The 26,661-nt window shown below is 66.5% G+C and carries 17 protein-coding genes and 3 pseudogenes; 9 read left to right on the plus strand and 11 right to left on the minus strand.

What is annotated here, in order from left to right; translation table 11 throughout:
- Positions 1–36 precede the first annotated feature (36 nt).
- From ACV7NO_RS17165 to ACV7NO_RS17190, 6 genes and pseudogenes are all read right to left on the minus strand, one after another.
- Positions 37–1,521, minus strand: a complete 1,485-nt coding sequence (locus ACV7NO_RS17165) for a sulfatase family protein (protein WP_463407163.1) — start codon at positions 1,519–1,521, stop codon at positions 37–39.
- Positions 1,522–1,534: 13 nt separating this feature from the next.
- On the minus strand, positions 1,535–3,895 hold the full coding sequence (locus tag ACV7NO_RS17170) for an arylsulfatase (RefSeq protein ID WP_463407164.1): 2,361 nt from the start codon (positions 3,893–3,895) through the stop codon (positions 1,535–1,537).
- 22 nt (positions 3,896–3,917) lie between these two features.
- Positions 3,918–6,704: a TonB-dependent receptor gene (locus tag ACV7NO_RS17175; protein WP_463407165.1), complete on the minus strand. Its 2,787-nt coding sequence runs from the start codon at positions 6,702–6,704 to the stop codon at positions 3,918–3,920.
- A 244-nt stretch (positions 6,705–6,948) separates the two neighbouring features.
- Positions 6,949–8,430: a sulfatase family protein gene (locus tag ACV7NO_RS17180; protein WP_463407166.1), complete on the minus strand. Its 1,482-nt coding sequence runs from the start codon at positions 8,428–8,430 to the stop codon at positions 6,949–6,951.
- A gap of 32 nt (positions 8,431–8,462) precedes the next feature.
- On the minus strand, positions 8,463–9,401 hold the full coding sequence (locus ACV7NO_RS17185) for a ribokinase (RefSeq protein WP_463407167.1): 939 nt from the start codon (positions 9,399–9,401) through the stop codon (positions 8,463–8,465).
- Positions 9,402–9,669: 268 nt separating this feature from the next.
- Positions 9,670–10,385 (minus strand): annotated as a pseudogene (locus tag ACV7NO_RS17190) (IS6 family transposase).
- 56 nt (positions 10,386–10,441) lie between these two features.
- On the opposite strand from ACV7NO_RS17190, the pseudogene ACV7NO_RS17195 reads away from it, so the two are divergent.
- Positions 10,442–10,771, plus strand: a pseudogene (locus tag ACV7NO_RS17195) (recombinase family protein); the annotation flags it as partial.
- Here ACV7NO_RS17195 and ACV7NO_RS17200 read toward each other — a convergent pair.
- From ACV7NO_RS17200 to ACV7NO_RS17215, 4 genes are read right to left on the minus strand one after another with little or no spacing between them, the layout of a single operon-like run.
- Positions 10,762–12,009, minus strand: coding sequence for a TolC family outer membrane protein (locus ACV7NO_RS17200; protein WP_463407168.1), 1,248 nt, complete (start codon positions 12,007–12,009; stop codon positions 10,762–10,764). The pseudogene ACV7NO_RS17195 and the gene ACV7NO_RS17200 overlap by 10 nt on opposite strands.
- Positions 12,002–14,389, minus strand: coding sequence for an FtsX-like permease family protein (locus ACV7NO_RS17205; RefSeq protein WP_463407169.1), 2,388 nt, complete (start codon positions 14,387–14,389; stop codon positions 12,002–12,004). The genes ACV7NO_RS17200 and ACV7NO_RS17205 overlap by 8 nt, the downstream gene beginning before the upstream one ends.
- A gap of 10 nt (positions 14,390–14,399) precedes the next feature.
- Positions 14,400–15,080 carry an ABC transporter ATP-binding protein gene (locus ACV7NO_RS17210; RefSeq protein WP_463407170.1) on the minus strand — a complete coding sequence of 227 codons (681 nt, stop codon included), beginning with the start codon at positions 15,078–15,080 and terminating at the stop codon, positions 14,400–14,402.
- Between the two features lie 11 nt (positions 15,081–15,091).
- Positions 15,092–16,315: an efflux RND transporter periplasmic adaptor subunit gene (locus tag ACV7NO_RS17215; RefSeq protein ID WP_463407171.1), complete on the minus strand. Its 1,224-nt coding sequence runs from the start codon at positions 16,313–16,315 to the stop codon at positions 15,092–15,094.
- Positions 16,316–16,513: 198 nt separating this feature from the next.
- Between ACV7NO_RS17215 and ACV7NO_RS17220 the strand changes: the two genes are divergently transcribed.
- The 3 genes and pseudogenes from ACV7NO_RS17220 to ACV7NO_RS17230 form a co-directional block, all read left to right on the plus strand.
- Positions 16,514–17,731: a sigma-54-dependent transcriptional regulator gene (locus ACV7NO_RS17220; RefSeq protein ID WP_463407172.1), complete on the plus strand. Its 1,218-nt coding sequence runs from the start codon at positions 16,514–16,516 to the stop codon at positions 17,729–17,731.
- Positions 17,721–18,869: a sensor histidine kinase gene (locus tag ACV7NO_RS17225; protein ID WP_463407173.1), complete on the plus strand. Its 1,149-nt coding sequence runs from the start codon at positions 17,721–17,723 to the stop codon at positions 18,867–18,869. The genes ACV7NO_RS17220 and ACV7NO_RS17225 overlap by 11 nt, the downstream gene beginning before the upstream one ends.
- A 325-nt stretch (positions 18,870–19,194) precedes the next feature.
- Positions 19,195–19,736, plus strand: a pseudogene (locus ACV7NO_RS17230) (transposase); the annotation flags it as partial.
- A gap of 63 nt (positions 19,737–19,799) precedes the next feature.
- Here the strand turns inward: ACV7NO_RS17230 and ACV7NO_RS17235 are convergent.
- A complete protein-coding gene (locus ACV7NO_RS17235; RefSeq protein ID WP_463407174.1) occupies positions 19,800–20,522 on the minus strand; it encodes an IS6 family transposase in 723 nt (240 codons plus the stop codon).
- A gap of 256 nt (positions 20,523–20,778) precedes the next feature.
- On the opposite strand from ACV7NO_RS17235, the gene ACV7NO_RS17240 reads away from it, so the two are divergent.
- Genes ACV7NO_RS17240 through ACV7NO_RS17260 form a run of 5 tightly spaced genes read left to right on the plus strand, consistent with a single transcriptional unit; the run spans position 20,779 to position 26,654 of the window.
- On the plus strand, positions 20,779–21,822 hold the full coding sequence (locus ACV7NO_RS17240; protein WP_463407175.1) for an FAS1-like dehydratase domain-containing protein: 1,044 nt from the start codon (positions 20,779–20,781) through the stop codon (positions 21,820–21,822).
- Positions 21,819–22,829 carry an adenosine deaminase gene (add, locus tag ACV7NO_RS17245; protein ID WP_463407176.1) on the plus strand — a complete coding sequence of 337 codons (1,011 nt, stop codon included), beginning with the start codon at positions 21,819–21,821 and terminating at the stop codon, positions 22,827–22,829. The genes ACV7NO_RS17240 and add overlap by 4 nt, the downstream gene beginning before the upstream one ends.
- Complete coding sequence (locus ACV7NO_RS17250) at positions 22,826–24,964, plus strand: acetate--CoA ligase family protein (protein WP_463407177.1); 2,139 nt, start codon at positions 22,826–22,828, stop codon at positions 24,962–24,964. Before add ends, ACV7NO_RS17250 begins: the two co-directional genes overlap by 4 nt.
- Entirely contained in the window at positions 24,961–25,794 is an 834-nt protein-coding gene (locus tag ACV7NO_RS17255) for an enoyl-CoA hydratase/isomerase family protein (protein ID WP_463407178.1), read from the plus strand. The genes ACV7NO_RS17250 and ACV7NO_RS17255 overlap by 4 nt, the downstream gene beginning before the upstream one ends.
- Complete coding sequence (locus tag ACV7NO_RS17260; RefSeq protein ID WP_463407179.1) at positions 25,791–26,654, plus strand: ABC transporter permease; 864 nt, start codon at positions 25,791–25,793, stop codon at positions 26,652–26,654. Before ACV7NO_RS17255 ends, ACV7NO_RS17260 begins: the two co-directional genes overlap by 4 nt.
- The last annotated feature ends 7 nt before the right edge of the window (positions 26,655–26,661 follow it).

Here is a 26,661-nt window from a genome sequence, read left to right on the forward strand (position 1 = left end):
GTCTTCACGACGACAGCGCCTGGCAGATTGCCGGCGTCACTCCACCTTGTCCCCGCCGGCCTTTGCCTGGGGGACGACCATCGGTTGCCCGGTCCCCAGCCGCAGGAAATTGTCGAGCTGCGGGTCGGCGGTGCGGCGCATGTGCTCGCGCAACTGCCCCTTCATCCGCGTGATCTGCGCGGCGTGGCGGCGGCTGCCGATCAGGTTGCGGCGCTGCCCCGGATCGGCGACGATATCGTAGAACGCCTCGACCGTGCCGTAGCGGTATTGCTTCACGCGTTCGGCGATCGCGGGATCGGTTTTCGCCGCCTCGACCATCGCGGGGTAGGTCAGGCCGCGCATGCTCTCGGCCTGAAACGCCAGCGTTCCGTCCGACCATGGGCTGAACAGATAGGCGAATTGCCTAGTCTGAATCGCGCGCTGCGGATAATTGGCACCGCCCGCCAGCGTGTTGACATAGGTGACGGCATGGTCGGTCAGCGTCGACGTCACGCCTGTCAGCAGCGGCAGCAGCGACCGGCCGTCGAGACCCGCCGGAGCAGGCACGTGCAGCATGTCAAGCAGCGTGGGTACGATATCGACGTGCGTCGTCGGGGCGTCGTGCGTCCGCGGCGGCGGCATCCCCGGCCAGGAGATCAGTACCGGGCAGCGCGTCCCGCTGTCGTACACGGTCGCCTTGGCGAACGGCATCGGCATGCCGTTGTCGGACAGGAACACCAGAATCGTGTCGTCTGCTGCGCCGCTCGCTTTCAGCGCCGCCAGCACCTTGCCGACCGAGACGTCCAGCCGCTGGGCGCTGTTCCAATATTGCGAGATCTCGGCGCGCACCTGCGGCAGATCCTCCAGGCATGCCGGCACGACGACGTCGGCCGGTCCCACCGGACGCGCAATGCGATATGGTCCCTCGTTCTGGTGGTCCATCTGCATCCCCGCCGGACTGCCGTAGAACGGCCGGTGCGGGTCGCTGATGTTACAGCAGAACAGGAACGGCCGGAACCGCGACCGCGCCTCGGCGATCGCAAGCTCGAGTCCCGCCGGATACAGTAGCGGGTTGCGATCGGTCGACGCGCGCGCGAACGTCCCCGCCCCCTGCGCATAGTCCCACGGGAAGGACGACGCCGGCAGCATATGTTCGATCTTGCGCACCGTGCCCGCGACATAGCCCTGCGACTGCAACATCGTGACGAGGGTCGGCGTCCCTTCCCGCATCGGATCGAAGCCCATCGCGCCGCTGTTGTGCGGCAGCCGGCCCGACAGCAGCGCCTCGCGCGAAGGCTGGCAGATCGGCGCGACCGCGCGCGCGTTGACCAGCCGGTGCGACCGCGCCGCCAGCGCGGCGGTGTTGGGCATCAGCCCCTTGGGCCCGCCCATGAAGTCGAGCAGGGAATAGTCGAGGTCGTCGGCGATGATGAACAGGATGTTCGGCCGCTTGGCCGCAGGCGCCTGACCCGCCGCCGCGCCGGGCACCAGCCCGGCCAGCGCCAGCAGCGACGCCCGCTTGAGTACATCCCGCTTGTTCATTGCCATACCCTCGTCAGCCGTTGCGCGGATCGACGGTCAGGTCGACGCGTTCGATCGTTCCGGGATAGGCCGAGGGCACCGGATAGTCGGCAACCGGCGATCCGCTGTCCTCGCCGATGTCGAACGTGTCCTCGTAGGAGAATTTTCCCGGCGTCGTCTCCGGCAGCACGCCGCGCGCGACCTCGACGTCGTTCACCGTCAGCGTCACCGCAGCCGGCCCGCCCGGCGTCGTCCCCTGCGCCGCGATCCGCAGGGCGACTATCGCCGGCCCGGGCAGCAGCGGCGCATCGGCGACGATCGTCGTCACCCGCTGCTGGAAATAATTATAGGTGTAGGTGATGCGCCCGTCCCGCACGTGGAGCGACCAGCCGCCCGAATCCGCGCCCGCGCTCGCGATCACGCCGTCGCCCTTGCCCACCGGCACGATGATCCGCGCGGTCAGCGTATAGCTGCGGTTCTCGAGCGGCGGCCAGGCATAGAGCCGCGTCCGTCCGTAATAGGTCGCGGCGAAGGCGGGCGCGCGCAGCGGTTCGACGAAGGTCGTGGCGGGCGACAGCGGATAGACCCGGTTGCGCCGCGCCTCGGCCTCGAACAGCGCCTGCAGCGTTTTGAGCCGTGCCGGATGGCGTCGTGCGACGTCGGTCGATTGCGAGAAATCGGTGTTGAGGTCAAACAATTGCCACGGTTGTTCGGCCGGCGGCGCCTGCCCCGGCTGCGGCCCGCGGTGCGACCAGGGCAGGATGCCGCTCCACCGCGACGCCATCCAGCCGTCCTGCAGGATCGAGACGCTGCCGAGCATCTCGTTATACTGAATCGATCGCGGCGCCGGAGCGCGGGCGTCGTCGATCGTCGCAAGCAGGCTGCGGCCGTCCATCGGCCGCTGCGCGACGCCATTCACCGTCCGCGGCTGCGGCACTCCGGCCGCCTCCAGCAGGGTCGGCGCGATATCGATGACATGGCCGAACTGGGTGCGGATCACGCCCGCATCGCGGATTCGCCGCGGCCATTGCACGACCATGCCGTTCATCGATCCGCCGAGCGACGACCCGATCCGCTTGCCCCACGGGAACGGCGTATTGCCCGCCCAGGCCCAGCCCGCCGAGTAACCGCCGCTGGCATGCGGCCCGCCCAGCATCGCGGCCTTCGCCTGCTTCGCCGCCAGCGTCTCGGCGATACCGTTGATGTAGCCCATCGTGTTGGTCGCGCCCTCTGGCCCACCCTCCTGCGACGCGCCATTGTCGCCGGTCAGGAACACGATTAGGGTGTTGTCGAGTTGCCCGGTCGCGCGCACCGCATCGATCACCCGCCCGATCTCTTGATCGGTCTGCGCCACCATCCCGGCGAACACCTCCATCTCGCGCGCCTGCGCCCGCTGCTCCTCGCGCGACAGGGTGGCCCACGCGGGGATTTCCTTCGGTCGCGGGGACAGGCGGGTATCGGGGGGCACGATGCCCAGCGCCTTCTGCCGCGCCAGCGCCGCCTCGCGATACGCGTCCCAGCCCATGTCGAACCGGCCCCTGAATCGGTCGATCCATGCCCTGGGCGCCTGTTGCGGCTCGTGCACCGCGCCGGGCGCGAAATAGACGAAGAATGGCCGATCCCTCGCCACCGATTCCTGCGAGCGGATCCACGCGATCGCGTGGTCGGCCATCCCCTCGGTCAGCGTGTAATCGTCGCGACCGGGGGGCTTGGCGAAGTCGACCGGGCTCTGGTCCTGCGTCAGCTGCGGGTTGAACTGGTCGGCCTCGGCCGCCAGGAAACCCCAGAAATGATCGAACCCCTGCCGCGTGGGCCAGCGATCGAACGGCCCGGCGATCGACAGTTCGCGCGACGGCGTCAGATGCCATTTGCCGAACAGTGCGGTCGAGTATCCGTTGCCGCGCAGCACCTCCGACACCAGCGCCGCGTCGGGCGGCAGCATCGCGGTATAGCCCGGATAGGGTCCGGTGATGTTCGAGATCTGGCCCATGCCCATGACATGGTTGTTGCGCCCGCCGAGCAGCGCCGCGCGCGTCGGCGAACACATCGAGGCGACGTGGAAACGCGGATATCGCAGGCCATTCTTCGCCAGCGCGTCGAGCGTCGGCGTCGGGATCGGTCCGCCGAAGGTGCTCGTCTGCGCATAGCCGGCATCGTCGAGCAGGATAAGCAGGATGTTGGGGGCACCCTTTGGAGCCTGCACCGGCACCCCGGCGGCGCCTTCGACGCGCGACGTGGCGAGCGTCGGGCCGATCTCGCCCCGGAAAACGGGCAGCGGGATCGGCAGCACGCTGCGGTCGACCGCCCGTCCGGCCGCCAGCGCACCGGTCGCACCGGACGTCGCCCATACAGCGGCCAGAGTCAGGTGCCGGATCGTACGTGTCAGCTTTGGCACCCCCGGTATCCTTTCGGCGAATTCAGAATGAGAAGCGGAACCCGGCGATGAACCGGCGGCCCGGATCGGTGTAGACCGACGGCAGGTTGGTTGTAAAAAGCGTTACGTCGTCGGCATCGGTTAGGTTCAGCGCCTCCAGCGTCGCGCTGATCTGCGGCGTGATCTTCAGGCTCAGGCTGGCATCGAGCGTGCCATAGGCCTTCACCTTCTCGCCCATCACCGGAAACGCCGGAGCAGTCGTCAGGAAGCCGTCGCGCCACGAATAGGATAGGCGCAGGCCGACCGGCCCCTTTTCATAATAGCCGATCAGGTTGAAATTATGCTTCGACGCCGCGGTCAGCTGCAGCGGGTCGGAATTGTCGATGTAGGTGTAGTTGACGATCGTGCCGAGCCCGTCGAGCGGCGCCGGCAGGCCGGTGAACGCCTGCTGGTAGTAGAGTTCGACGCCCTTCACCTTCACGCCGCCGCCGTTGACCAGTTCGCTGACCGCGAAATTGCGGTTCTCGACCGTGTTGCCCGCCGCGCGCAGGAAGGTGACCGGATAGGTCTGGATGCTGATCTGGCGCCGCACCAGCGAACGCAGATTCTTGTAGAACAGCGCCGCGCCGACCAGATTGCCCTGGCCGAAATAATATTCGACCGACAGGTCCAGATTGTCGGCGCGGAAGGGATCGAGCAGCGGATTGTTCTTCACCACTGTCAGGTTGAAGAAGCTGGCGGTCGCCGATGGCGAGATCTCGATCAGGTTCGGCCGCGTCAGCGTGCGCGACGCCGCCAGGCGGACCAGAAGGTCGTCGGCCGCTTCCCACTTCATGTTCAGGCTGGGCAGCAGGTCGGTATAGTCTTTCTTCACCGCAGTCGCCGTCGACACGGGCAGGCGCAGGACGTTGCCCCCTTCGGCATCGACGGTGATGCCGTTGAAGTTCGGCACCGCGCCGGTCGACGCCTGCCACGTCCTGACCACGCGCAGGCCCAGGTTGCCGGTCAGCGGCCCCGACGCCCAGTCGACGCGGGCATAGCCGGCCAGCGTGCGTTCGGAGACGTCGATCACGCCGGACGCGTCGTTGGTGATCGTTCCGGCGGCGGCAAGCTGAGCGTCAGTAATGCCCGCGGTGAACAGTCGATAGTCCGCGCTGAGCCACGTCGTCGGGAAGGTGACGGGCCCGTCGTAGCTGCCCAGGAACGCGCCCTTACCCGCAGACACCTGGGTCATGTAGGGCGCGGCGCTGAGCGATCCCGACACCAGCCCGGCCGGCGTGTCGGGGCGCAGCGTGCGCAACCCGGCGACCGCGACGTTCAGGGCGTTGTTGTCCTGATAGATTGCGCGATCGGCATATTTGGCACCGGCGCTGATCCGCGTCACGATGCTGTCGTCCACGTCGCGGCGCACGTCGGCCTTCAGATCCCAGACGGTGTCGCGGCTGCGGCGGTTGAATTCGCCGTTGATGCTGAGCAGGCGGAAATTGGCCGGGCTCAGCCGCGCTTGGTCGAAGCCGGCGAAGTAGGTCGTCGTGCCGACGATGTCGCCGGGCACCGCGGTGTAGCTCACTTCACCGGTCGAGGTGCTGGCGTTGTTCACGATCTGGTTGGCGAGGCCCAGGTTGCTGCGCGTCTGGGTCGATTTGCCGTAGGAACCCTCGACCGAGACGTCCCAGCCGTCCCGCTTGTACTTCACCGACGCCACCGAGTTGGCGATGTCGCCGCTGCGATCCTCGACGCGGCCGATATCGCGCAGGTCGAGATTGCGCAGCCGGGTGCTGGTGACCGTCCCCATCCCCTCCAGCGCCTGCACCGCCGAACTGACGACGACCGGGTTCATCTGGTTGAAATGGAGATGCTGGTTGGCGACGTTGACCACGTCGAGGTGGCTGTAGAAGCCGTCGATCGTGAAGCGCAGGCTGTCGGTCGCCTGGAATTCTATCGACCCGATCCCGCCGATCCGCTCGCTGTCTTCCTGGAAGATGCTGTAGAAGCCCGATGCCAGCGTGCGATAGGTCTGGGCGGCGTTGATGACCCCGTCACCATTATAGTCGCGGCCGGCGGCTTCCTGCGCGGTGGTATAGGCCTGGCTGACCTGATGCGTCTCGCCCCGCCGCCGGGTGTAGGACAGCCCCAGAGTTACGCCCAGCCGGTGGTCGAAGAAGGTGTCGGCAAAGATCGCCGAGACGCGCGGCGAAGTCTTGCCGTTGTTGCTGGAATATTCGCCCTGCGCCGATCCTGACAGGATCATCTTGCGGATCGACAGGGCATGCGGGGTCTGGATGTTGACGTTACCCGCAAGCCCGCCGTCCTCCAGGTCGGCGGTCGGCGACTTCGACACCTCCAGCGTGCGGACGAATTCGGGCGCCATGATCGAGAAGTCGAACGTCCGCGACGACGACGACGTGGCGTTCGAAATGGCGTTGGGGAGCAACCGGCCGTTGAGCGTAGTCAGCGTGAAATTGGCCGGCAGGCCGCGGATGTTGACCGTCCGCCCCTCGCCGCGGGTGCGGTTGATCTGGACGCCGGTGATGCGCTGGACCGACTCGGCGATATTGGTGTCGGGAAACTTGCCGATATCCTCTGCACTGATCGCATCGACGATCGACGCCGAATCGCGCTTGATGTCGACCGCCTGGGTCAGACTGCCGCGGATGCCGGTGACGACGATATCGCCGGCCGCGCCCTCGCCCGCCCGCGCGTCCGCCTCGGTGCGCTGCGGCTGGGCATCCTGGGCCTGGGCGGCGGGGGCGAGCAGGCCGGCCAGCGTCGTCGCCGCCAGCAGGACGACGCGCGACCGACGCAGGGTGTCGTGACGAAGCGCAACCATGTCTGTTCCCCCCAAAGGATGTGAACCGCGGCGTGGAGCGTCTCGCGATCCGGGGAGCAAACTGCCGGGACGGTGGATTTAAGTCAATATACTTATATTTGGTGAGTCGTGCCGGCGCCCTTTAACTCTACGACACCGCGCTTGAGAATTTTTCATGGTGGATCAGCGGGTTGACAGAGGGCCATGTTGCGGCGCTTTTAAACCGCCCACGCCGTTCGAAAATCTGCAACGTTCGCCAGGCCGCTCAGTGGCCCTGCCAGTCCGCCGGCCGCGCGAAGGCGCCGCTGGCGTTGGGCCGGTACTGGTCGAACACGTCGCTCGCCGGATCGAGCACGCGCGGGTCGTTGGTCCGGCGCAGCTCGGCAAGGAGCCGCCGGTCGAGCGTATCGGCCAGCGCAAGGTATCTCGGATCGCTGGCCAGGTCCCGGAACTCGAACGGATCGGCGCGGACGTCGAACAGCATTCGCGCCGGGTGTCGCGCCGTCGCCAGCGCGCGGAACGCCCGGAACTCCGGCCGGGTGACGACCTCCGCCTTGGTCGGCCCCTTGTCGATATCGGCGAAGGCGGTCCAGATATCGCTCTCGACGTCGGTCGCGGTCACCGCGCGCCGTTCCGGGTCGCCAGCGGGCCAGCGATCTGGCCGGAAGTTGCGGATATACAGGTGATCGCGGGTGCGCAGTGCCCGCGCCGGATAGCCCTGCCCCGCCACCGCGCGCCCGTCCATGTGGCGCTCCATCCCGCCCAGCACGGCCGGGCGATGCTGCGTCCGCTGGCCGAACAGCAGGGGCACCAGGCTCTGCGCGTCCATCGTCCGCGGGCGCGACACGCCCGCCACATCGAGGAACGTCGCCGCCAGGTCGATCAGGCTGATCATCGCGTCGCTGGTCCCCCCGGCCCGGATGCGCCCCGACCACGCGATCGTCAGCGGCACATGCCAGCCCGCATCGAACAATGTCGCTTTCGCGCGCGGGAACGGCCAGCCATTGTCCCCGGTCACGACGACCAGTGTATTGTCGAGTTCGCCATCCCGCTCCAGCCGCGCCAGTGCCAGCCCCAGATCGCGGTCGACGCGTTCCAGACCATAGCGATAATCGGCGATGTCGCTGCGGACCATGGGGGTATCGGGCAGATAGGGGGGCACATCGACGGAACGCGGATCGATCCCGCTTTCCACACCGATGCCCTTGCGGAAGGGCCGGTGCGGGTCGGCGGTTCCCATCCAGAAACAGAACCCTGCGCCCGCTGGTCGCGCCGCCAGAAACGCATCGAACGACGCATAGTCCCGCCCCGCCGGGTTCAGCGTGCGGCCCGCGGCCTCGATCGATCCGGGTGCCCAGCCCTTGCCGGTCGCCCCGACGTGATACCCCGCCTGCGCCAGCATCTCGGTGTACAACGGTATGTCGCGCGGCAGGCTGCCCTGCAGGTTCGCGCCCTCGCGCAACCGCCACGGCCATCGGCCCGACAGGATCGCGCCGCGCGACGCGGTGCACGACGGCGCGGCGGCAAAGGCGTTGGTGAAGTCCATTCCCGTCCGCCGCAGACGGTCGAGATTGGGCATCCGCGCGTTGGACGGGTCGATCGGCCGCGCCCCGCCCCAGCCCCAGTCGTCGGCGAGCAGGAACAGGATATTGGGTCGCCGCACCGGCGCCGCCGTCGCGCGCCATGCCGCGGGGGCCAGCGCCAGCGCCGAGATTCCGCCGATCGCCGATCGCCTGTCCATCGTCATCCCACGCTCCTGTCGCGACATCACCGCGACCATTATGCCTTGGTTCCGTCGATCAGCGCGCGGACCTCGTCCAGCGTCGGTGCGCTGCCCTGCGCGGTGCGGCGCGTGACCGACAGCGCTGCCGCAGCCGACGCCGTACGCATCGCATCCTCAAGCTCGGCCCCCGCCCCGATCGCCGCGGCGAACATGCCGTTGAAGACATCGCCCGCGCCCGTCGTATCGACGACCGTCACGGCGAACGCGGGCATACGGATGAAGACAACGCCATCGAACGCCAGACAACCCTCGCCTCCGCGGGTGACCAGGATCGTTCCGCCGCTGCGCGCCTGCAGGTCGATCACGGCGCGGTCCAGCGCCGCACCACCGGCCAGCACGTCGGCCACCGCCGCGCCGGTCAGTTCGGCCAGTTCATGTTCGTTCGGGATCAGCACGTCGACAAGGTGCAGGTGATCGAGGATCGCTGCATCCGCCGGCGCCGGATTGAGGATCGTCCTCGCCCCTTGCCGCCGCGCCTGTTCGAGCGCGCCGACGACCGTGGCGATGGGAATTTCCAACTGGACCAGCACCGCGTCGGGTCGCTCCGCCGCAATCGCCCGTTGCACCTGCCCCACCGTGACGCGCGCGTTCGCGCCGGGGGATACCGCGATCGCGTTGGCACCGGCTGCGTCGACCGTGATGAGGGCGATGCCCGACGGACAATCGGCGATCGTCGGAACGAGGTCACCCGCCAGCCCGAGCGTGTCCAGATGACGCGCGATGCTGTCCCCGAACGCATCGTCGCCGATCGCCCCGACGAAGCGGACCCATCCACCCAGCCCCTGCGCAGCCGCCGCCTGGTTCAGCCCCTTGCCACCGACCGTCTGTCGCGCGTCGCCGCCGAGGATCGTCTGGCCCGGCCGTGGTATTGCTGGCACGCTTACCGTGATGTCCAGATTGACGCTGCCGACCACCAACACTCGTGTACCGTTCATGCACGAATACCCTTTTTAAGCAGCCGTACTTAACATGGGTGCGTGAAGCAAGCGACCGCAGGTACTGTCAGTCTAGAGTCAGAACTCATTGGTCATAGCCAGAAGATGATGGTGGCCGCGAGGGCGATGACGAAGAAGAGGACGGTAGGGCATCGGTCGTAGCGGTAGCAGCCCCCACCGGGTGGTCCGGGTAGATGGTTAGTGAGTGCTGTCAGTCTAACGCGAACCGCTCTCCACAGGATGCACTCTGGGCTTTGGGGGCAGCGGCCTAGCTCGCGAGGATCTGCCCCTTGGCCAGTGCGGCTGAGCGGCGTTGCCTGTAGGTCTGTCGGTCGGCGAGGTGGCGTTCCAGGCTGAAATGGTTGTGGACGTTGGCATGCACCGAGGCGAACTTTTGGAGCGTCTTCATCCGCCTGAACCGGAGCATCGCCCGCTCTCGTCGTCGAAACGGCAGGTGGGAGTTCTCCACCCAGTTGTTGGCCCAGCGGCCGACCTCCTGCTTCTCGGCATTGCCTAGGTCCTTCATCGCCGCGCGGTACGAGCGAAGGCCATCGGTGGTGACCTTGTCAGGGGCGCCGTGGCGCTTGAGCGCCTTCTTCATGAAGGTGAGTGCTGCATCCTTGTCGCGGGTCCTGGTGATGTAGCTCTCCAGGATCTCGCCCTCGTGATCGACCGCACGCCAGAGATACACCATCTCGCCGTTCAGCTTCACGTACATCTCGTCCATGTGCCAGCGCCAGTGCCGGAAACCCAGCACCCGGCTCGCCCGCGGCGGCGGATGTCGCCTGCGAACAGCGGACCGGACCGGTTCCACCACATCCGTACCGTCTCTTGGCAAATGTCGATCCCGCGCTCGAACAGCAGATCCTCCAAATTGCGCAGCGACAGCGGGAAGCGCACGTACATCAACACCACCAACCGGATCACCTCCGGCGACGAGTTGAAGTAGCGAAATGGGCTGGCAGGCTTGCGCGGACGGGGCATCCGCGCGTCCTACCCGCCCTCCCCTAACGATCGGTGCATTTGGTCTGACAGTGCCCGGCATTGCACTGCTCAGCCTGGAGGAAAAGATCGATACCTCGTCCGCGGCCGGCGAGCTGGTTTTCCACGTCTTCGGCGCCATCGCGCATTTCGAGCGCCGACTGATTTCCGACCGCACCCGTGACGGGATCGCCGCGGCGCGCGCGAAGGGCAAACTGCCGGGACGACAACCGCTTGATGCCGACAAGGTGAACGCTGCGCTCGCTCTCATCGCAGCCAACGTCTCGCCTGCGCAAGTTGCCAAACAGCTCGGTATCGGGCGCTCGACCGTCTACCGGGAGATGAAACGACTTGGGATGGCGCGGCCCATTCCATGTGGTCAGGCATAGGCGTCGCGCCCCAACCGCCCCGTTGCGCGTAGCAGGGCAGCCTGCCCGACCAGCATGTCGCTGCGACTGCGTGCCACCGCCAATTGAGCCGAACGGAAGCTTTGGTCGGCGACGAGGATGTCGATCGTCGAGCGGAGGCCAAAGCCATATTCGGCGCGCACACCTTTGAGCGCGAGGTCTGCGGCGGCCAGCCCTTGAATGTTGGCCGCAAGTCGTCCCTGCGCGGCAATTAGCGTCGCCCAGGCGGCTTCGACGGTACGCATCGCCTCGCGCGTGGCTGCATCCGCCTGGAAGCGTTCGGCGCGGTAGGTCGCTTCGGCCTGCCTGACGCGCGATGCCACCAGTCCGCCCGTCAACAATGGGATACGCAAGGCAAGGCCTGCCGTGGCGGCCGTGTCATAACCCCGCACCTCGCCGTCGACGAGGCGCGCCCCATAGCCATAGCTGCCGCTCAGCCCGAGCGAGGGCGCGCGCGCGGCACGCTCCTGGTCGATCCGTGCGCCGGATGCCTCGACGACGCGGCGCTGCTGGCGCAGCAACGGATTGCTCGCACCGGCTTCCGCGCGTGCTTCGTCCAGGGTGTGCGGCATGGCCGTCGATGGCGGAACATCGGCAGACAGCGTTCCCGCTGCCTGCCCGACGATGGCGCGGTACGATGCCGCGACAGTGGCCAACGTTCCTTCCGCATCGGCGAGGTTGGCGACGACGGTCGCCCGCTGCGCCTCCAGCTGGGCGACATCGGTGCGGGTCGCCTGCCCCAGCCCGAAGCGGGAGCGCGCCTCCGCTACCTGGGCATCGAGCCGCCCGATGCCGACCCGTGCGACCTCGACCGCCTGCTGGTTGTAAAGCAGGTCGGCATAAGCCGAGACGACGCTTTCGAGGATCGCGGCTTCGGTATCACGCAACCCCTCGGCCCCGGCAGCGACATCGCCATTTGCCGCGCGGATTGCCGACCGGACCCGGCCCCCGGTCCATATCGGCAGCGTCGCGCCCACCGTCATCGATGCGGCGTTGCCGTAACCGAGCCGATCGTAACCGGCACCGGCATCGGTTTCGGCGACCGGACGCCCGGCAGCGCGCGCCTGTTCCACCGTCTCGGCCAACGCTTCCTGCCGCGCCCGTGCTGCGGCGAGCTGCGGGTTGGTCTCATAGGCCCGAGCGATCGCTTCGTTCAGTGTCTCAGCGGACGCCGGCGCGGCAAGGAGCAGCGCCACAATAGTCGCGACGGTTCTATTCATGACGCAGCGCCCAGGCCGGGGCGGCGCGCGATGCGCGATGCGATTGCGCCAGCACTGTGAGGACCGCGATGACGATCGCGACGAGGCTGGCCCCGATGAAGTAGAGCGGCGACAGCGCGATGCGGTCGTCGAACCCTGCGAGCCAGGCTCGCATCGCGACATAGGCAAGCGGCCACGCGAAAAGGTTGGCGATCAGCACCGGCCGCAGGAACTGGCCTATCAGCAGCTTGACGATATCGGTCGATGAAGCGCCCAGCACCTTGCGGATGCCGATCTCCTTCACACGCCGCGCGGTGTTGAAGGAAGCAAGGCCCCACAGGCCGACGCAGCCGATCAGCACCGCAAGACCGGATCCGATACCGAACAGTCGCGCCACCCGCTCATCGGCTTCGTAATAGGTGGCCAATCTCTGCGAGACCGTCTTCGCTTCGAAAGACACCTGCGGCGCGATGCGTTGCCACGTTGCCCGGACCGCGCCCATCGTCGTGCGTGGGTCGCCGGAAAACCGCAGGGTCAATATGGAATTGGCTGCCGGTCCGCGCGTGCCGTACTTGTAGTATGCCGGCATGAGCGGATCGCGCGGCGAGAAAAGGCGCAGGTCGTCAATCACCCCGACGATCGTTCGTGGGTGCCCCCCGCCACTTATCGTCGTACCGACGGCGTCGGCGGGCGACGCAAAACCGAGTGCAGAAGCGGCGCGCCGGTTGATGACGATATTATAGCTTCCCGAATCGTCCCACTGACGATCGGCCGTGTCGTCCGTGCGATGATCGTTATCGAATAGCCGCCCTGCCATCAGACGTGCGCCATAGGTTTTGAAGAATTCAGGACCGACCTCAACTCTTTGGATTTGCAGGTCTTTTCCGTGCCAAATGACGTCATTGCTGTTATTTAGCCGGTCCCCTGCCGCGGTATCGGCAACCGTCGACGAGCCGACGGAAGGAATGCCGGCGATGGCGGCGCTCAAGGTTTTGCGCTGGGGTTCGGTCAGCGCATTGTCGCTGAACGAACTGACGACCAACAAACCGTCGCGCTGAAACCCGAGGTCGGACGACCGCAAGTGCCGCGTTTGCGCGGTAAGAACGGAGGTCCCTATAATGAAGGCGATCGTCAGTGCGAACTGAAACACGACCAGGGTTTCGCGGACGCGCGTCCCGGACCGCCCGCCACCAGGCGACCGAGCCGCTGCGAGCACGGCCGCGGCGGGAAATCTTGAGAGCAATAGAGCCGGATAGGAACCCGCCATACCGCCGACCACGATCGCGAGTCCGGCAAGGGCCGGCGCCATGATGGCGTACGGTATCGACAACGATAGTCCGCCGGCCGCGTTGACGGCCGGCAAACCGAGCTCGACGATTATCAGACCAATCAACGCCGCCAATATCACTGTCAGCACGGCCTCGCCGAGGAATTGACGGACAAGTGCCGCCCGGTCCGCGCCCAACACCTTTCGCATAGCCACTTCACGAGCACGCATACCGGCGCGTGCCGTTGCCAGATTCACGTAGTTCACGACGGCGATAAGCAGCGTGAGCAAGCCCACGATCCCAAGCGCCATCACAGTGAGCTTGTCGATCGGTTTCGACAGATGCCGATCCGTTAGCGGCATCAGCCTGAAGTGATAACGGGTCTTCGCATCCGGTCCGAGGTTTGCCGTTCCGTGTCGTTGAACGAAATAGGGAAAGTTCCTGGAAAAGGCTTGCGCGGCGGCAGGCGTAGCGAAACGAAGATACGTAACGAGCGATCGCGTCGACCAATCATACCAATCCGCACTCTTTGGTCCGTCGGGCAGACGCGCGACCAAATTGTATTCGAAATCGGAATTGGCGGGAACGTTACGGAAGACAGCCGAAACGCGATAGACCGCGGTTACGCCGGCGACGCTGATCTTCAAGGGCCTCCCGACCGGATCGGTGCCTGGGAAATACTTCTCAGCCATAGCCTGGTCGATCAGAAGACTCGACGGGTTAGCCAGCGCTCCTGCTGCCGCGCCCCGCACGATCGGCAGCGCGAACGTGTCCAGGAAGGTCGCATCAACCTGAACGGCCTGCTCCGCGGTCGCGACGCCGTTCCGGATCACATTGGCTGTCGCACCACGGATGCGTGTGCCTCGTACGTCAGGGAAATAGACTTTCAGCTGTTCGAGCATCCCGCTCATCGTGCCGGACTGGAAACCCGGAACCAGCACGTTTTCAGTTTGGACCAGATATATCTGATCGTGGTCGGGTAGCCATTTCTCGTAGCTGGTCTCGAACCGAACGTAGAGGGCGAGAACGAGGAATACTGCGATGCCGACCCCCAGCCCGCCGATGTTGAGTGCGGCGTAGAGCTTGTGGCGGGTGAGCGAGCGGTAGAGCGTGAGCAGCGCGAAGCGGTTCATCGGGCGATCCTCAAAGCGCGCGGGCGACGGAGGCGACGATGCGGCCGTCGAGCATGTCGATGCGGCGACGTGCGATGTCGGCATGGCTGGGCGAGTGGGTGACCATCACGATCGTCGCGCCCTCCTGGTTGAGGCCGGTCAGGATGTTCATGACCTGCGCGCCGTTCTCGGTATCGAGATTGCCGGTCGGCTCGTCGGCGAGGATCAGCTTCGGGTCGCCGACGATCGCGCGGGCGATCGCCGCGCGCTGCTGCTGGCCGCCGGACAGCTGGTGCGGATAGTGGCGCGCACGATGGGCGATGCCGACCTTGTCCATCGCCGCGGCGACGCGCTGGCGGCGATCCCCCGCCTTGTCCTTGCGATACGCGAGGCCCAGTTCGACATTCTCGGCGATCGTCAGTTCGTCGATCAGGTTGAAGCTCTGGAACACGAACCCGAGCGTCTGCCCCCGGAAGCGCGCCAGCGCCGCCTCGTCCAGCGCGGCGAGATCGCGGTCGCCGAACAGGTATTTGCCGGAGGTCGGCCGATCGACCGTGCCGAGCGTGTTGAGCAGCGTCGACTTGCCGCACCCAGACGGCCCCATGATCGCGACGAACTCGCCGCTCTCGACATGCAGGTCGATGTCGTGGAGCGCGGTCGTCTCGACCTCGTCGGAGACGTAGCGGCGCTGGATATTCTCTAGACGGATCATCGGGCGGCCTTTCAGCGGAGGTTGAGGATGTCGCCCTTTACGGACGACGTGTCGGAGGTGACGATGCGGTCGCCCGACGCGAGGCCGGAGAGGATCTCGACCTGTTCGGGATTGCGGCGGCCGACCTTCACGGTGCGGCGGCGGGCATGGCGGCCGTCGGCATTGATGACGAAGACCGACGATCCGCCACCGGCGTCCAGCCAGCCGCCGACCGGTGCGACCAGCGCGGGGGCGGTGCTGCCCAGCGTGATGCGGATGTCGAGCGTCTGGCCGCGGTTGAGACCGGCGGGCGGCTGCGCATCGAACGTCAGTTCGACGCGGAAGCGCCCGTCCTTCACCGCGGGCAGTACCCTGGAAACCGTCAGGCGTGCGGCATCGACGCTTGCCTTCTGCCCCACCGCGACGCGGCCGAGGTAATATTCGTCGACGTCGGCGACGAGTTTCCACGATCCCTCGCTGTCGACCTGCCCCGCCGGATCGCCGGGCTTCAGCGTCTGCCCCGGCTGGATCGTGAAGTTGGTCAGCCGCCCGCCGACCGGCGCGCGCACCACCAGCGCATCCAGCCCGGCCCGCACCGCCGCCAGATTGCCCGACAGCCGCCCGCGCGTATCGGCGAGCCGCGCTTCCTGCGTCGCGGTGATCCGCGCTTCCGCCGCGCCACCCGATTGCAGCTGCCCGAGCCTTTTCTCCTGATAGGCGGCTTCCTCCGCGAAGCTCTTGACGCCGGCATCGGCGACGAACCCCTGATCGTGAAGCTGCTGGCGGATCGCAAGCTCGCGGCGCGCCTTGATGAGGTCGTAGTTGGCCTGCGCGATCTGGCCGGCACGGTCGAGCCGGTTGCGCTCGATGCTCAAATCCTGTCCTGACACGTCGCCGAGCTGTCCGGCGATCTGCGCCTCGCGGGTCAGCACCTCCAGCCGCAATTCCGGGTTGGCGAGGCGCGCCAGCGGTTGCCCCGCGACGACCATCGCGCCGTCCTGGACTAGCAGCGTCTCGACCTGGCCGCCCGACAGCACGCCGACCAAGGTCGTCACCTTGGGCGCGACGGTCGCGCGCACCGGCAGGTAATCGGCGAACGGTGCGCGGGCGACGACACCGGTCTCGATGTCGGCAGCCGCGATATCGGTCGATCCGCTCGCCGGCAGGAACCGCCAGACGACGAGCGTCGCCAGCACCACCGCGACGATCGCGAGCGTCGTGCGGCGGCGCCACCACGGCGTCGCTTTCCGGGCCACGCGGCGATCCATCGCGGCACCCGGCGCCGGTTCGGACGTGGCAGTTGCGTGTTCGGGCTGTTCGGTCATCATGGGCGCAGTGTCACCCGGAATGGCCCGAAAGCCTAAACCACTATGATCGAACCATTTTCACACGACCCCCGAGCGGGTGACCGTCCAGCGATGGACACACCGTCCACGAATGGACGGTCCGACGCAGTGTCAAGCCAGGCGACGATCCTGCTGATCGACGACAATCCGGCGGTGGCGCGTGCGATGGAGATCGCGTTCCGCATGGCCGGTCACCGGCTCGAAACCGCGACCGGGCCGAAAGACGCGTATTCGCGCCTCGCGCTGCGCCGGTACGACGCGACCCTGCTCGACATGAACTTCACCGCCGGGCGGTCGAACGGCGACGAGGGCCTCGCCTGCCTCGACCGGATCATCGCCGACGATCCCGGCGCATGCGTGGTGGTCATCACCGCGCACAGCGGCATCCGCATCGCGGTCTCCGCGATGCAGGCCGGCGCGCGCGATTTCGTGATGAAGCCGTGGCGCAATGCCGAACTCATCGCCAAGGTCGAAGCGGCGATCGCGCGTAGCACAGGATATGCCCAGCCTGCCGCCAGGCCCGTGGCGACCGACGAAGGTCCTGCGCGGCTGCTGGGCGACAGTCCGGCGATGACGGCGCTGCGCGACCTCATCCGGCGCGTCGCCCCGACATCGGCCGGGGTGACGATCACCGGACCATCGGGTTCGGGCCGCACGCTGACGGCGATGGCGATCGTCGTCGCCTCGCGCGATGCCAGCACCCCGCCGGTACGCGTCGATCTGCGCGATGACGCGGCTTGGGCGTCGCTCGATACCGCATCGGGCACCCTCATCCTGCGGCATCCCGACCGTCTCGACATGGTGGCGCAGGCGCGGCTGCTCGATCGCCTGCCGCCAGGGCTGCGCTGCATCGCCATCGCCGACAGCGTCGCGCCGCTGTCCCCGGCGCTGCACCGGCGGATCGCGACCGTCGAAATCGCGGTGCCCCCGCTCGCCGAACGTTCCGACGACGCGGTGCTGCTCGGGCGCCACTTCGTCCGCGTGGCCGCCGGGCGTTTCGGTCGTTCAGCGACGACGCTAACCGATGGGGCGGAGGCAGCGATCCGCGCGACCGTCTGGCCCGACGAGGTGCGGGGCCTCGCGCTGGCGGTCGAGCGTGCGGTCCTGCTGGCCGAGGACGGGACGATCGACGCCGCGGCCCTCGCGCTTCCCGTCCGTGCCGCCATCGCGACTGCCGCAGACGGCGGCTTCGATCTGAGCGATGCCGAAAGGAAGGTGATCGAAGCGGCGTTGCGCGAGCATCGCCACAACGTCACCCATGCCGCAACCGCGCTGGGGCTGAGCCGGGGCGCGCTGTACCGCCGGATGGCGCGTTATGGCTTATAGGCGCGCGCTGTTCCCCGTCCTGAGCGCGGCAGGCCTGCTCGCCTGTGGCGCGATCGGCGCCGCGGCGTTGCGGAACGGATTGTGGGGGCTGCTGACGGGTGCGGTGCTCGTAGTCGTGTGGCTGGGCGCGCTGCATTGCTGGAGCGTTCTGCGGCCACGACCCATAGCCGGTCCCGCCGCCCCCGCTCCCGAAGTCGGCCATGCGATCGTGCTGCGGGTACTGCTCGACGCCGCCCCGACGCCGTTGCTGGGCATCGAGGGGGTAACGGTACGCGCGCTCAACCGCTCCGCGCGCCAGCATTTCATGACCGACGACCGTGTCCTGCCCGTGCCCGGCGAATTGCTCGACCAGAGCGCAAGCCATCTGCGCCACGAGGGACGAAGCTGGCGGATCGACCGCGTCGACGTGCCGGATGCCGGTGCCGGGCGCATGGTCGTGGCGCTGATCGATATCGAGCGGGAGGAGCGCGCCGCCGAGGCGCGTGCGACCGCCGAGCTGATCCATGTCCTCGGCCATGAATTGCTCAACGGCCTGGCTCCCATCGTCTCGCTCGCCGAAAGCGGGCTGGCTGCCGTCGGGATAGCCGACCGCGACCCGACGTTGCTGCCCGAGATCCTCGGCACGCTCGCCCGCCGCGCGGAGGGACTGCAACGCTTTACGGAGGCGTACCGCGCGCTCGCCCGCCTGCCGGAGCCGAGCGTCCGCCCGGTATCGGTCCGCGAACTGGCCAAAGACCTGGCACGGCTGTTCGCCGGACGCTGGCCCGGCGTGGCGTTGTCGGTGGACGTACCCGATGACCTGTCATGGACGTTCGACCGCGATCAGGTGAGCCAGGCGACCTGGGCTTTGCTCCAGAACGCAACGGAAGCCGCATCCGTCGCGAACGATCGGCAACCGCAGGTGTCGCTGACGGCCTACGTGGCGGGAACCGGGCTGGCAATCGAGATCAGCGACAATGGTGATGGCGTCCCCCCGGACAGTATCGACCGCGTCTTTCGGCCATTTCACACCACCAAGCCGGACGGCACCGGCATCGGCCTCAGCCTTGCCCGTCAGATCGGCCATGCCCACGGTGGTACGTTGACCCTCGAACCGACACCGCCAACCATGTTTCGATTGTTTCTGCCGGAGCGATAAGCTTCCATTTTTTGACGACTACCGCCGCTAGCGTTGTTTAGCGGAGGATCAGCGCTCTGCCCTCATGTACGCGAGTCGAACGATTTTGGCCGCACCAGCCAAAGCTCGGAACGGCCTGGGTTGGGACAAATCTGCCGTTCATTGCAGATCCCCTTTTTCGCGGCTTCCGGTGCATGACCTGCCACCAGTTAACGATGCGCCGGCGCGCGCTATGCTGATGTGTTGACCTCGCCGCGCTGATCGGATCAGTTCGCAAGATGTGACGTGACCCCCGTTTCTTCATCCACCTGGAGCTAGAGACCGGCCCCTCGAAGGGACGGACGGAATGAAGCGGAAGCAGTTTTCGGAAGAGCAGATCATCGGCATCCTCAAAGAAGCCGAGGCGGGTGCGGTGGTGACGGAACTGTGCCGCAAGCACGGTATGCCGAGCGCGACCTACTACGCCTGGAAGGCGAAGTTCGGCGGCCTGGAGGTGTCCGATGCGAAGCGGCTGCGGGCGCTCGAGGAGGAGAACGCCCGGCTCAAGCGACTGCTGGCGGACACGATGCTCGACAACGCAGGTCTGAAGGACCTGCTTTCAAAAAAATGGTGACGCCTGCCGCGAAGCGGGAAGCGGTCGCGCATCTCCAGACGGCGCTGGTGATGAGCGAGCGGCGGGCGTGTACTGTCGTCGGACCGGATCGCACGAGCATGCGGTATCGTTCAAGCCGGGCAGATGATGGCGACCTTCGGTCGCGTCTGCGTGAGCAGGCGCAGCAGCGCCGACGGTTCGGCTATCGGCGGTTGCACATCCTGCTGCGGCGGGAGGGCATCACGATCCACCGCAAGAAGACACAGCGGCTTTACCGCGAGGAAGGTCTGACAGTGGTGCTGTCAGTCTAACGCGAACCGCTCTCCACACGATGTAGGCCGGGCTTTGGGTACAGCGGTCTAGCTGGCGAGGATCTGCCACTCGGCCAGTGCGGCCGAGCGGCGTTGCTTGTAGGTCTGCCGGTCGACGAGATGGCGTTCCAGGCTGAAATGGTTGTGGACGTTGGCATGTACCGAGGCGAACTTCTGTAGCGTCTTCATCCGCCTGAATCGGAGCATCGCCCGCTCTCGTCGTCGAAACGGCAGGTGGGAGTTCTCCACCCGGTTGTTGGACCAGCGACCGACCTCCTGCTTCTCGGCATTGCCAAGATCCTTCATCGCGGCACGGTACGAGCGAAGGCCATCGGTGGTGACCTTGTCAGGGGCGCCGTGGCGCTTGAGTGCCTTCTTCATGAAGGTGAGCGCTGCATCCTTGTCGCGGGTCCTGGTGATGTAGCTCTCGAGGATCTCGCCCTCGTGATCGACCGCACGCCAGAGATACACCATCTCGCCGTTCGGCTTCACGTACATCTCGTCCATGTGCCAGCGCCAGTGCCGGAAGCCCCGCATCCGGCTCACCCGCTGGCGGCGAATGTCGCCCGCGAACATCGGACCGAACCTGTTCCACCACATCCGCACCGTCTCGTGGCAGATGTCGATCCCGCGCTCGAACAGCAGGTCCTCCACGCTCCGCAGCGACAGCGGGAAGCGCACGTACATCAGCACCACCAGCCGGATCACTTCGGCCGACGAGTTGAAACGGCGGAACGGGCTGGGTGGCAACGCTCGAGATTTGCGGGCCATCAGCCGCCACTATCAGCAGCCCACGCCTGCTGCCACGTTGGTCTGACAACGCCATACCGACTGGTTCAGGGATTCTCTGCAGGCCAAGAGTATCAAGCCTTACATGCCGGGCCGGAAATCCCGCAACGAGCCGGTTAGGTACGCCTGACCTCTTTTTGAGAACAGCTGGACCAAAAATCGGATATGGAAAGCACCGGCTGAGGGTGAAAGTATCGGGGCATCGCGATCGCCCCGATCGCGCATCCGAAAGATCCCCGTGCCCGCAAGCGCCGTAAATATCGACAAGTTCCTGGAGCATGTCGGCCAGGATTATCCGCAGCCCGAGCAGTATCTGTACGATGTCAGCCGCGACGGTATCCGCAATTTCGCGTATGCCGTGCCAGACGCCAACGCGCTATATCTCGATCCCGAATATGCCCGCACGACGCGCTGGGGCGGGGTTATCGCTCCGCCCGGCTATCTCTATGCGCACGGCTCGCCGGCCTGGCTTTCCAAGCTGAGCGGCATCGTCGATGCCAAAGGCAAGGAGCTCACCAGCGCCGACAATGCCACCGAACAATGGGATTTCTACCGCCCGGTCCGCCCGGGCGACACGATCCTGTCGCACGGCAAGGTCGCCAGCGCGGTAGTCAAGAAGTCGCGCAAGCTTGGCGACGCGGTGCTGGTCAACGAGACGATGCGCTACATCAACCAGCGCGGCGAGATTGTCGCGCAACTCAGCTCGTACAGCTTCCGCTTCGACAATCAGAAGGCCGCGACCGGCGGCGAGCTTGCCGGCCACTATCCGCCGATGGCACCGGGGCAGCATACGCGCAACACCGCCACCCCGCCGCGGCTGCCGGGTACGTTCGAGCTGCCGGCCAAGCGCTACGACGACCCGCGCTTGTTCGAAGACGTGACGGTCGGCGAAGTGCTGCCCGAATGGACCTTGCCCAAGCTCAAGGTCGCCGACATTGCTCTGTTCAACGGCGCAACGGCCGGCTCCGGCTATGACCGGATCGGCCGTTCCGGGCATATCCCCGACGCGTTCGCGCCGGGGGTGCTGCGCATCCAGTGGTTCGGGTCGCTGGTTCTGCGCTGGGCCGGACCCGACGCGTTCGTCACGCATATCAACCAGCGCAACGAGGATTGGGTGCTGGTCGGCTTCGCGCTGACGATGAAAGGCGTTGTCACGGGCAAGCGGACCGTCGACGGTCGCGGCATCGTCGAGATCGCGGTCGAATGTCATAGCGAGCTCGGTTTCCGCGCCAACAGCGGTGTCGTCCGCGTCGAGATTCCGCTGCGCGGAGCGGTCGCATGAGTCCGATCGAGCTCGCTCCTAAGGCCGAGCTGCACTTGCATATCGAGGGTTCGATCGAACCCGAGACGATGTTCCGGCTCGCCGAGCGCAACCGCATCGCCATTCCCTATGCTTCGCCCGAGGCGATCGCCGAAACTTTCGTCTTCACCGATCTCGCTAGCTTCGGCGCGGCCTATCAGCTCGGCGTCAGCCTGCTCCAGACCGCCGAAGATTATCGCGACATCACCTATGCCTATATGAAGGCCGCCCATGCCGACCATGTAGTCCATGCCGAGATCGCGCTGGCGCCGCACAACCATCTCGCCCGCGGCATCCCGCTCGATCTGGTGCTCGAAGGGACCTTCGCCGGACTCAAAGAGGCGCAGCGCGACTTCGGGATGAGCGCCGGCGTCATCCTTGGGCTCCAGCGGCATCGCGGGCCGGAGATGGCAATGGCGCTGCTCGACGCGATCGCGCCCGACAAGCAACGGTTCTGCGCGCTCGGCCTCGCTGGGCTCGAATCGCCCAATCCCCCCGCGCCGTTCGCGCCGGTGTTCGATCGTGCGCGCGACTGGGGGTGGAAGACCGTCGCGCATGCCGGCGAGGAGGGCCCGCCGCAATTCGTCCGCGACACGCTCGACATCCTCAAGGTCGATCGCATCGATCACGGCGTCCGCGCCTGGGAAGACCCGGAACTGATCGAGCGGCTGGCCGACGAACAGGTGCCGCTGACAGTCTGCCCTTTGTCCAACATCGCCTTGCGCGTGTTCGACACGATGGCCGAACACACCATCGCCAAGATGCTGCGTGCGGGTGTTTGCGTGACGATCAATTCGGACGATCCGCCTTTCTTCGGCGGCTTCGTCAACGCGAATTACCGTGCCGTCATCGACGCGCATGACCTGACGCTCGCCGAGCAGTTCCAGGTCGCGCGCAATTCCTTCGCCGCTTCGTTCATCGCCGACGATCTGCGCCAGCGCTACCTCGCCGATCTCGATGCCGCCTATGCCGAGACCCTCGCCGCATGACGATCTCGATCCCCCCGCTCACCGCCGTCGGCTGGAACGCCTTCACCAACCCGCGCACGATTGCTTTGGTCGGCGCCAGCGGCCGGGTCAGCGCAGTCGGCTTCACCGCCACCTTCCTCCAGGCTAATCGCGACCTCGGCTACACGGGCCGGATTATGCCTGTGAACCCGACGCGAGACGAAGTGTTCGGCGAACGTTGCTGGCGCAGTCTCGCCGATCTTCCCGAACCCGCCGAGCTGGTGATCATCGCGTTGCCCGACGCCAAGGTGCTCGACGCCGTACGCGATGCCATCGCGCATGGCGCCAAGGCGCTCGTGATCCATTCGGGCGGCTTCGGCGAACGCGGCGAAGAGGGTGCGGCGCGCCAACTCGAGTTGCAGCAGCTCTGCGCCGCCGCCGGCGTCCCGGCGATGGGGCCGAATTGCCTCGGCATCCTCCATTATGCGAACCGCGTATCGGCCTCGAGTTTTCGTGCCTCGCCGGGCTGGAAGCCGGGTCCGGTCGCGGCGATCAGCCAAAGCGGATCGGTCGCCGGCATCCTCCTCGCCGCTGGCTTCCGCCACGGTCTGTCGTTCCTCGCCTCGACCGGCAACGAAGCCGTGACCACCACCGAGGATCTGATCTCCTTCGCGATCGACGATCCTGAGACACGCGTGATCACCGCTTTCATCGAGGCGCTGCGCCGTCCGCGCGACCTGTTCACCCTGGCCGAGCGTGCACATGCCGCCAACAAGCCGATCGTGGTGATGAAGGTCGGGCTGACCGATCACGGCGCCGAAGTGTCGCGCGGCCATACCGGCGCGCTGGCCGGATCGGGCGAAGTCAACCGCCAGGCCTTTCGCCAGGCCGGGATCATGCTGGTCGAGGATTTCGACGAACTGGTCCAGACCGTCGAGCTCGTCACTGCGCTCAAGGCGCCACCGAAACGATTCCAGCTCGGAATCCTATCGACCTCGGGCGGCGAGCTCGGCGCGATCACGGACCAGAGCATCGCGCACGATGTCGCCCTGCCCGCGCTTGCCGATGCCACCGTGCGCGGGCTCCAGGACGTGCTGCACGTCCCCGACGACGTCGGCGTGCGCAACCCGGTCGATGTCGGCATCGGCTTCCGCAATCCGGCAAGTTACCACGACCGCATGCGCGCCAGCATTCGTGAGATCGCCAAGGACGATGCTGTCGACATCGTCGCGGTGATGGCCAGCTTCGGCCCCAATCCGCACGCCCGCGAGATGCTGTCGGCCGCCGCCGCGGAGGCGCCGACGCTCGGCAAGCCGGTGATGGTGTTCTCGGTGCGCAGCGAAGCGGCCAATGCCGACACGCTCGCCGAGGTTCGCGAATCGGGCATCCCGGCCATGCAGGGTGCGCGCGAGACGCTGCGCGCCGTCAAGCATATGTCGCACCACGTGGACCTGCCATACTTGCGTCGCGATGTGCCGGCCCCGATCGCTTATGACGGACCGGTCTTTGGCAGCGGCCTGGTGCCACAGGCGGCCCTGTTCCCGCTGCTCGCCAACCACGACCTGCCGGTCACCCCCTCCGCCTTTGCCGGCACTGCCGACGAAGCCATCGCCGCGGCGGAGCGCATCGGCGGCAAGGTGGTGATGAAGATCGACACCGCCCGCGTGATTCACAAAAGCGATGTCGGCGGCGTTGCCCTCAACGTCACCCCCGACACCGCGGCAGAAAACTTCGATCGCATCGTCGCTGCGCTCGACCCGTTGATCGGTAGCGAAGCCGGCGAAGGCGTGTTTGTCGCCGAGATGCTCTCCGGCGGCGTCGAATTTTACATCGGCGTCAAGCAGGACGAGGCGTTCGGCGCGGTCGTCCTGTGCGGGATGGGCGGCAAGCTGGTCGAGCTGCTCTGCAAGACCGCGATGCTGATCGCGCCCTTCACTCCCCAACAAGCGCTCGATGCGATCCATCGCAGCGGTGCCGCGCCATTCCTCGCCGGCTTCCGCGGCAGCCCCGCGGCCGATCTCGACGCGCTGGCGGCTTTGCTGGTGAAGGTCGGCGATTTCGGCGCGGCGCTTGGGGCCTCGCTCGATATCCTCGATCTCAATCCCGTGATCATCAACCACGACCATCCCGGCGGCTGCATCGCCGACGCCCGACTGATCCTGAAGGACATCGCATGACCGTAGAACTGACCCAGATAGGCTATGAACTGGCCGATGGCGTCGCCACCATCACCCTCAAGCGCCCCGAGCGGCTCAATGCGCTGACCGATACGATCAACCGCGAACTCTATGCGCTGTTCAATAAGATCGCCGCAGACGACGCGATCAAGGTCGTCGTGCTGGCGGGAGAGGGCCGCGCCTTCTCGGCAGGCTACGACCTTGGCTTCACCCCTGACATTCCCGACCGCGACGCGGCGTGGTGGCGCGAGCATTTCCGCCTGGCGTTCCGCACGCTCGAACGGATGTGGAGCCTGCCCCAGCCGATCATCGCCAAGGTCCGCGGCGCCTGTGTCGGCGGCGGCTTCGCGCTCAGCCTGATGTGCGACCTGTGCTATGCCAGCGACGACGCGATCTTCGGCGAACCCGAGGTCAAGTTCGGCGGGGGAACGATGTCGCCGATCCTGGTCTGGGCGCTGCCGATCCGCGTGTTCAACGAGTTGCTGCTCACCGGCCGGACGCTAACCGCGCGACGCGCCGAGACGCTCGGCCTGATCAACGAGGCGGTTCCGCTCGACCAGCTCGATGCCCGGGTCGACAAGATCGCCCGGCACATGCTGCTGCTCCCGCCCGAAACGCTGACGCGCAACAAGCGCATCAACCACGAATTCTACGACCATTACGGCCAGGAGCGGCTCGCCCAGTTCATGCAGCGATCGACCATCGCCAGCGCCTCGGGCCGCCCCGAGCGCGAGGAAGACGAGTTCACCCGCCGCTCGCGGATCGACGGTCTGAGCGTCGCGCTCAAGTGGCAGAAGCAGCAATTCACCGACGTCGGCGCCTTCGTGTGACCCAGGCCGCGCCGATCCCTGCCGACGATCGCTCGCGCCGCGACGTCAGCAAGCGCCGCCGCCAGATGCGCCGGCGGCTATTGGCGCAGCGGCTTGGCGGGCATTTGATCTGGCTGGCCAGCGCGGTGCTGCTGGTGTGGTTCTGGGACTGGTCCGTGACCAGCAGGCACGTCTCGCCGTCGATCTTCCCCGGCCCCGGCGCGGTCTGGCACGCCTTCTGGCAGAACATGCTCGACGGCACCTTCCTCGGCGATCTGCGCGTTACGATGGCCGAGATCACCGTCGGTTTCGTCGTCGGCAGCATCGTCGGCGCGGTGCTGGCGCTGCTGACGTCGGAATTCCGCATCGTCCGCACGATCCTCTATCCCTATGTCATCGCTTTCCAATCGATGCCCAAGACCGCCTTGGCGCCGATGTTCCTCATCTGGTTCGGCTTCGGCATCGAATCCAAGATCGCGCAGGTCATCCTCGCCTCGTTCTTCCCGGTGTTCATCAACATGCTCTCGGGCCTGTCGCGGATCGATGCGGACCAGCTCGACATGATGCGGGCATTCTCCGGCAAGCGCTGGAAAGTGTTCGCGGCGGTCAAGCTGCCGAGCGCGCTGCCGTCACTGTTCGCGGGACTGGAGCTGGCGATCGTCTTCTCCTTGTTGTCCGCGGTCGTCGCCGAATATCTCGGCTCCACCGCCGGGCTCGGCCACCGCATCCTCCAGCTTAACACCAATCTCGAAATGGCCTCCGAGTTCGCGGCGTTGATCCTGTTGTCGATGGTCGGCTTCACGCTGCATGCGATCGTCCGCGCCTGCGGCGACTTCATCATCTTCTGGGGCAACGGCCGCAGCGACGGGGTGGCGATATGAACCGCGC

Source organism: Sphingomonas sp. Ell38C01 (assembly GCF_055231975.1).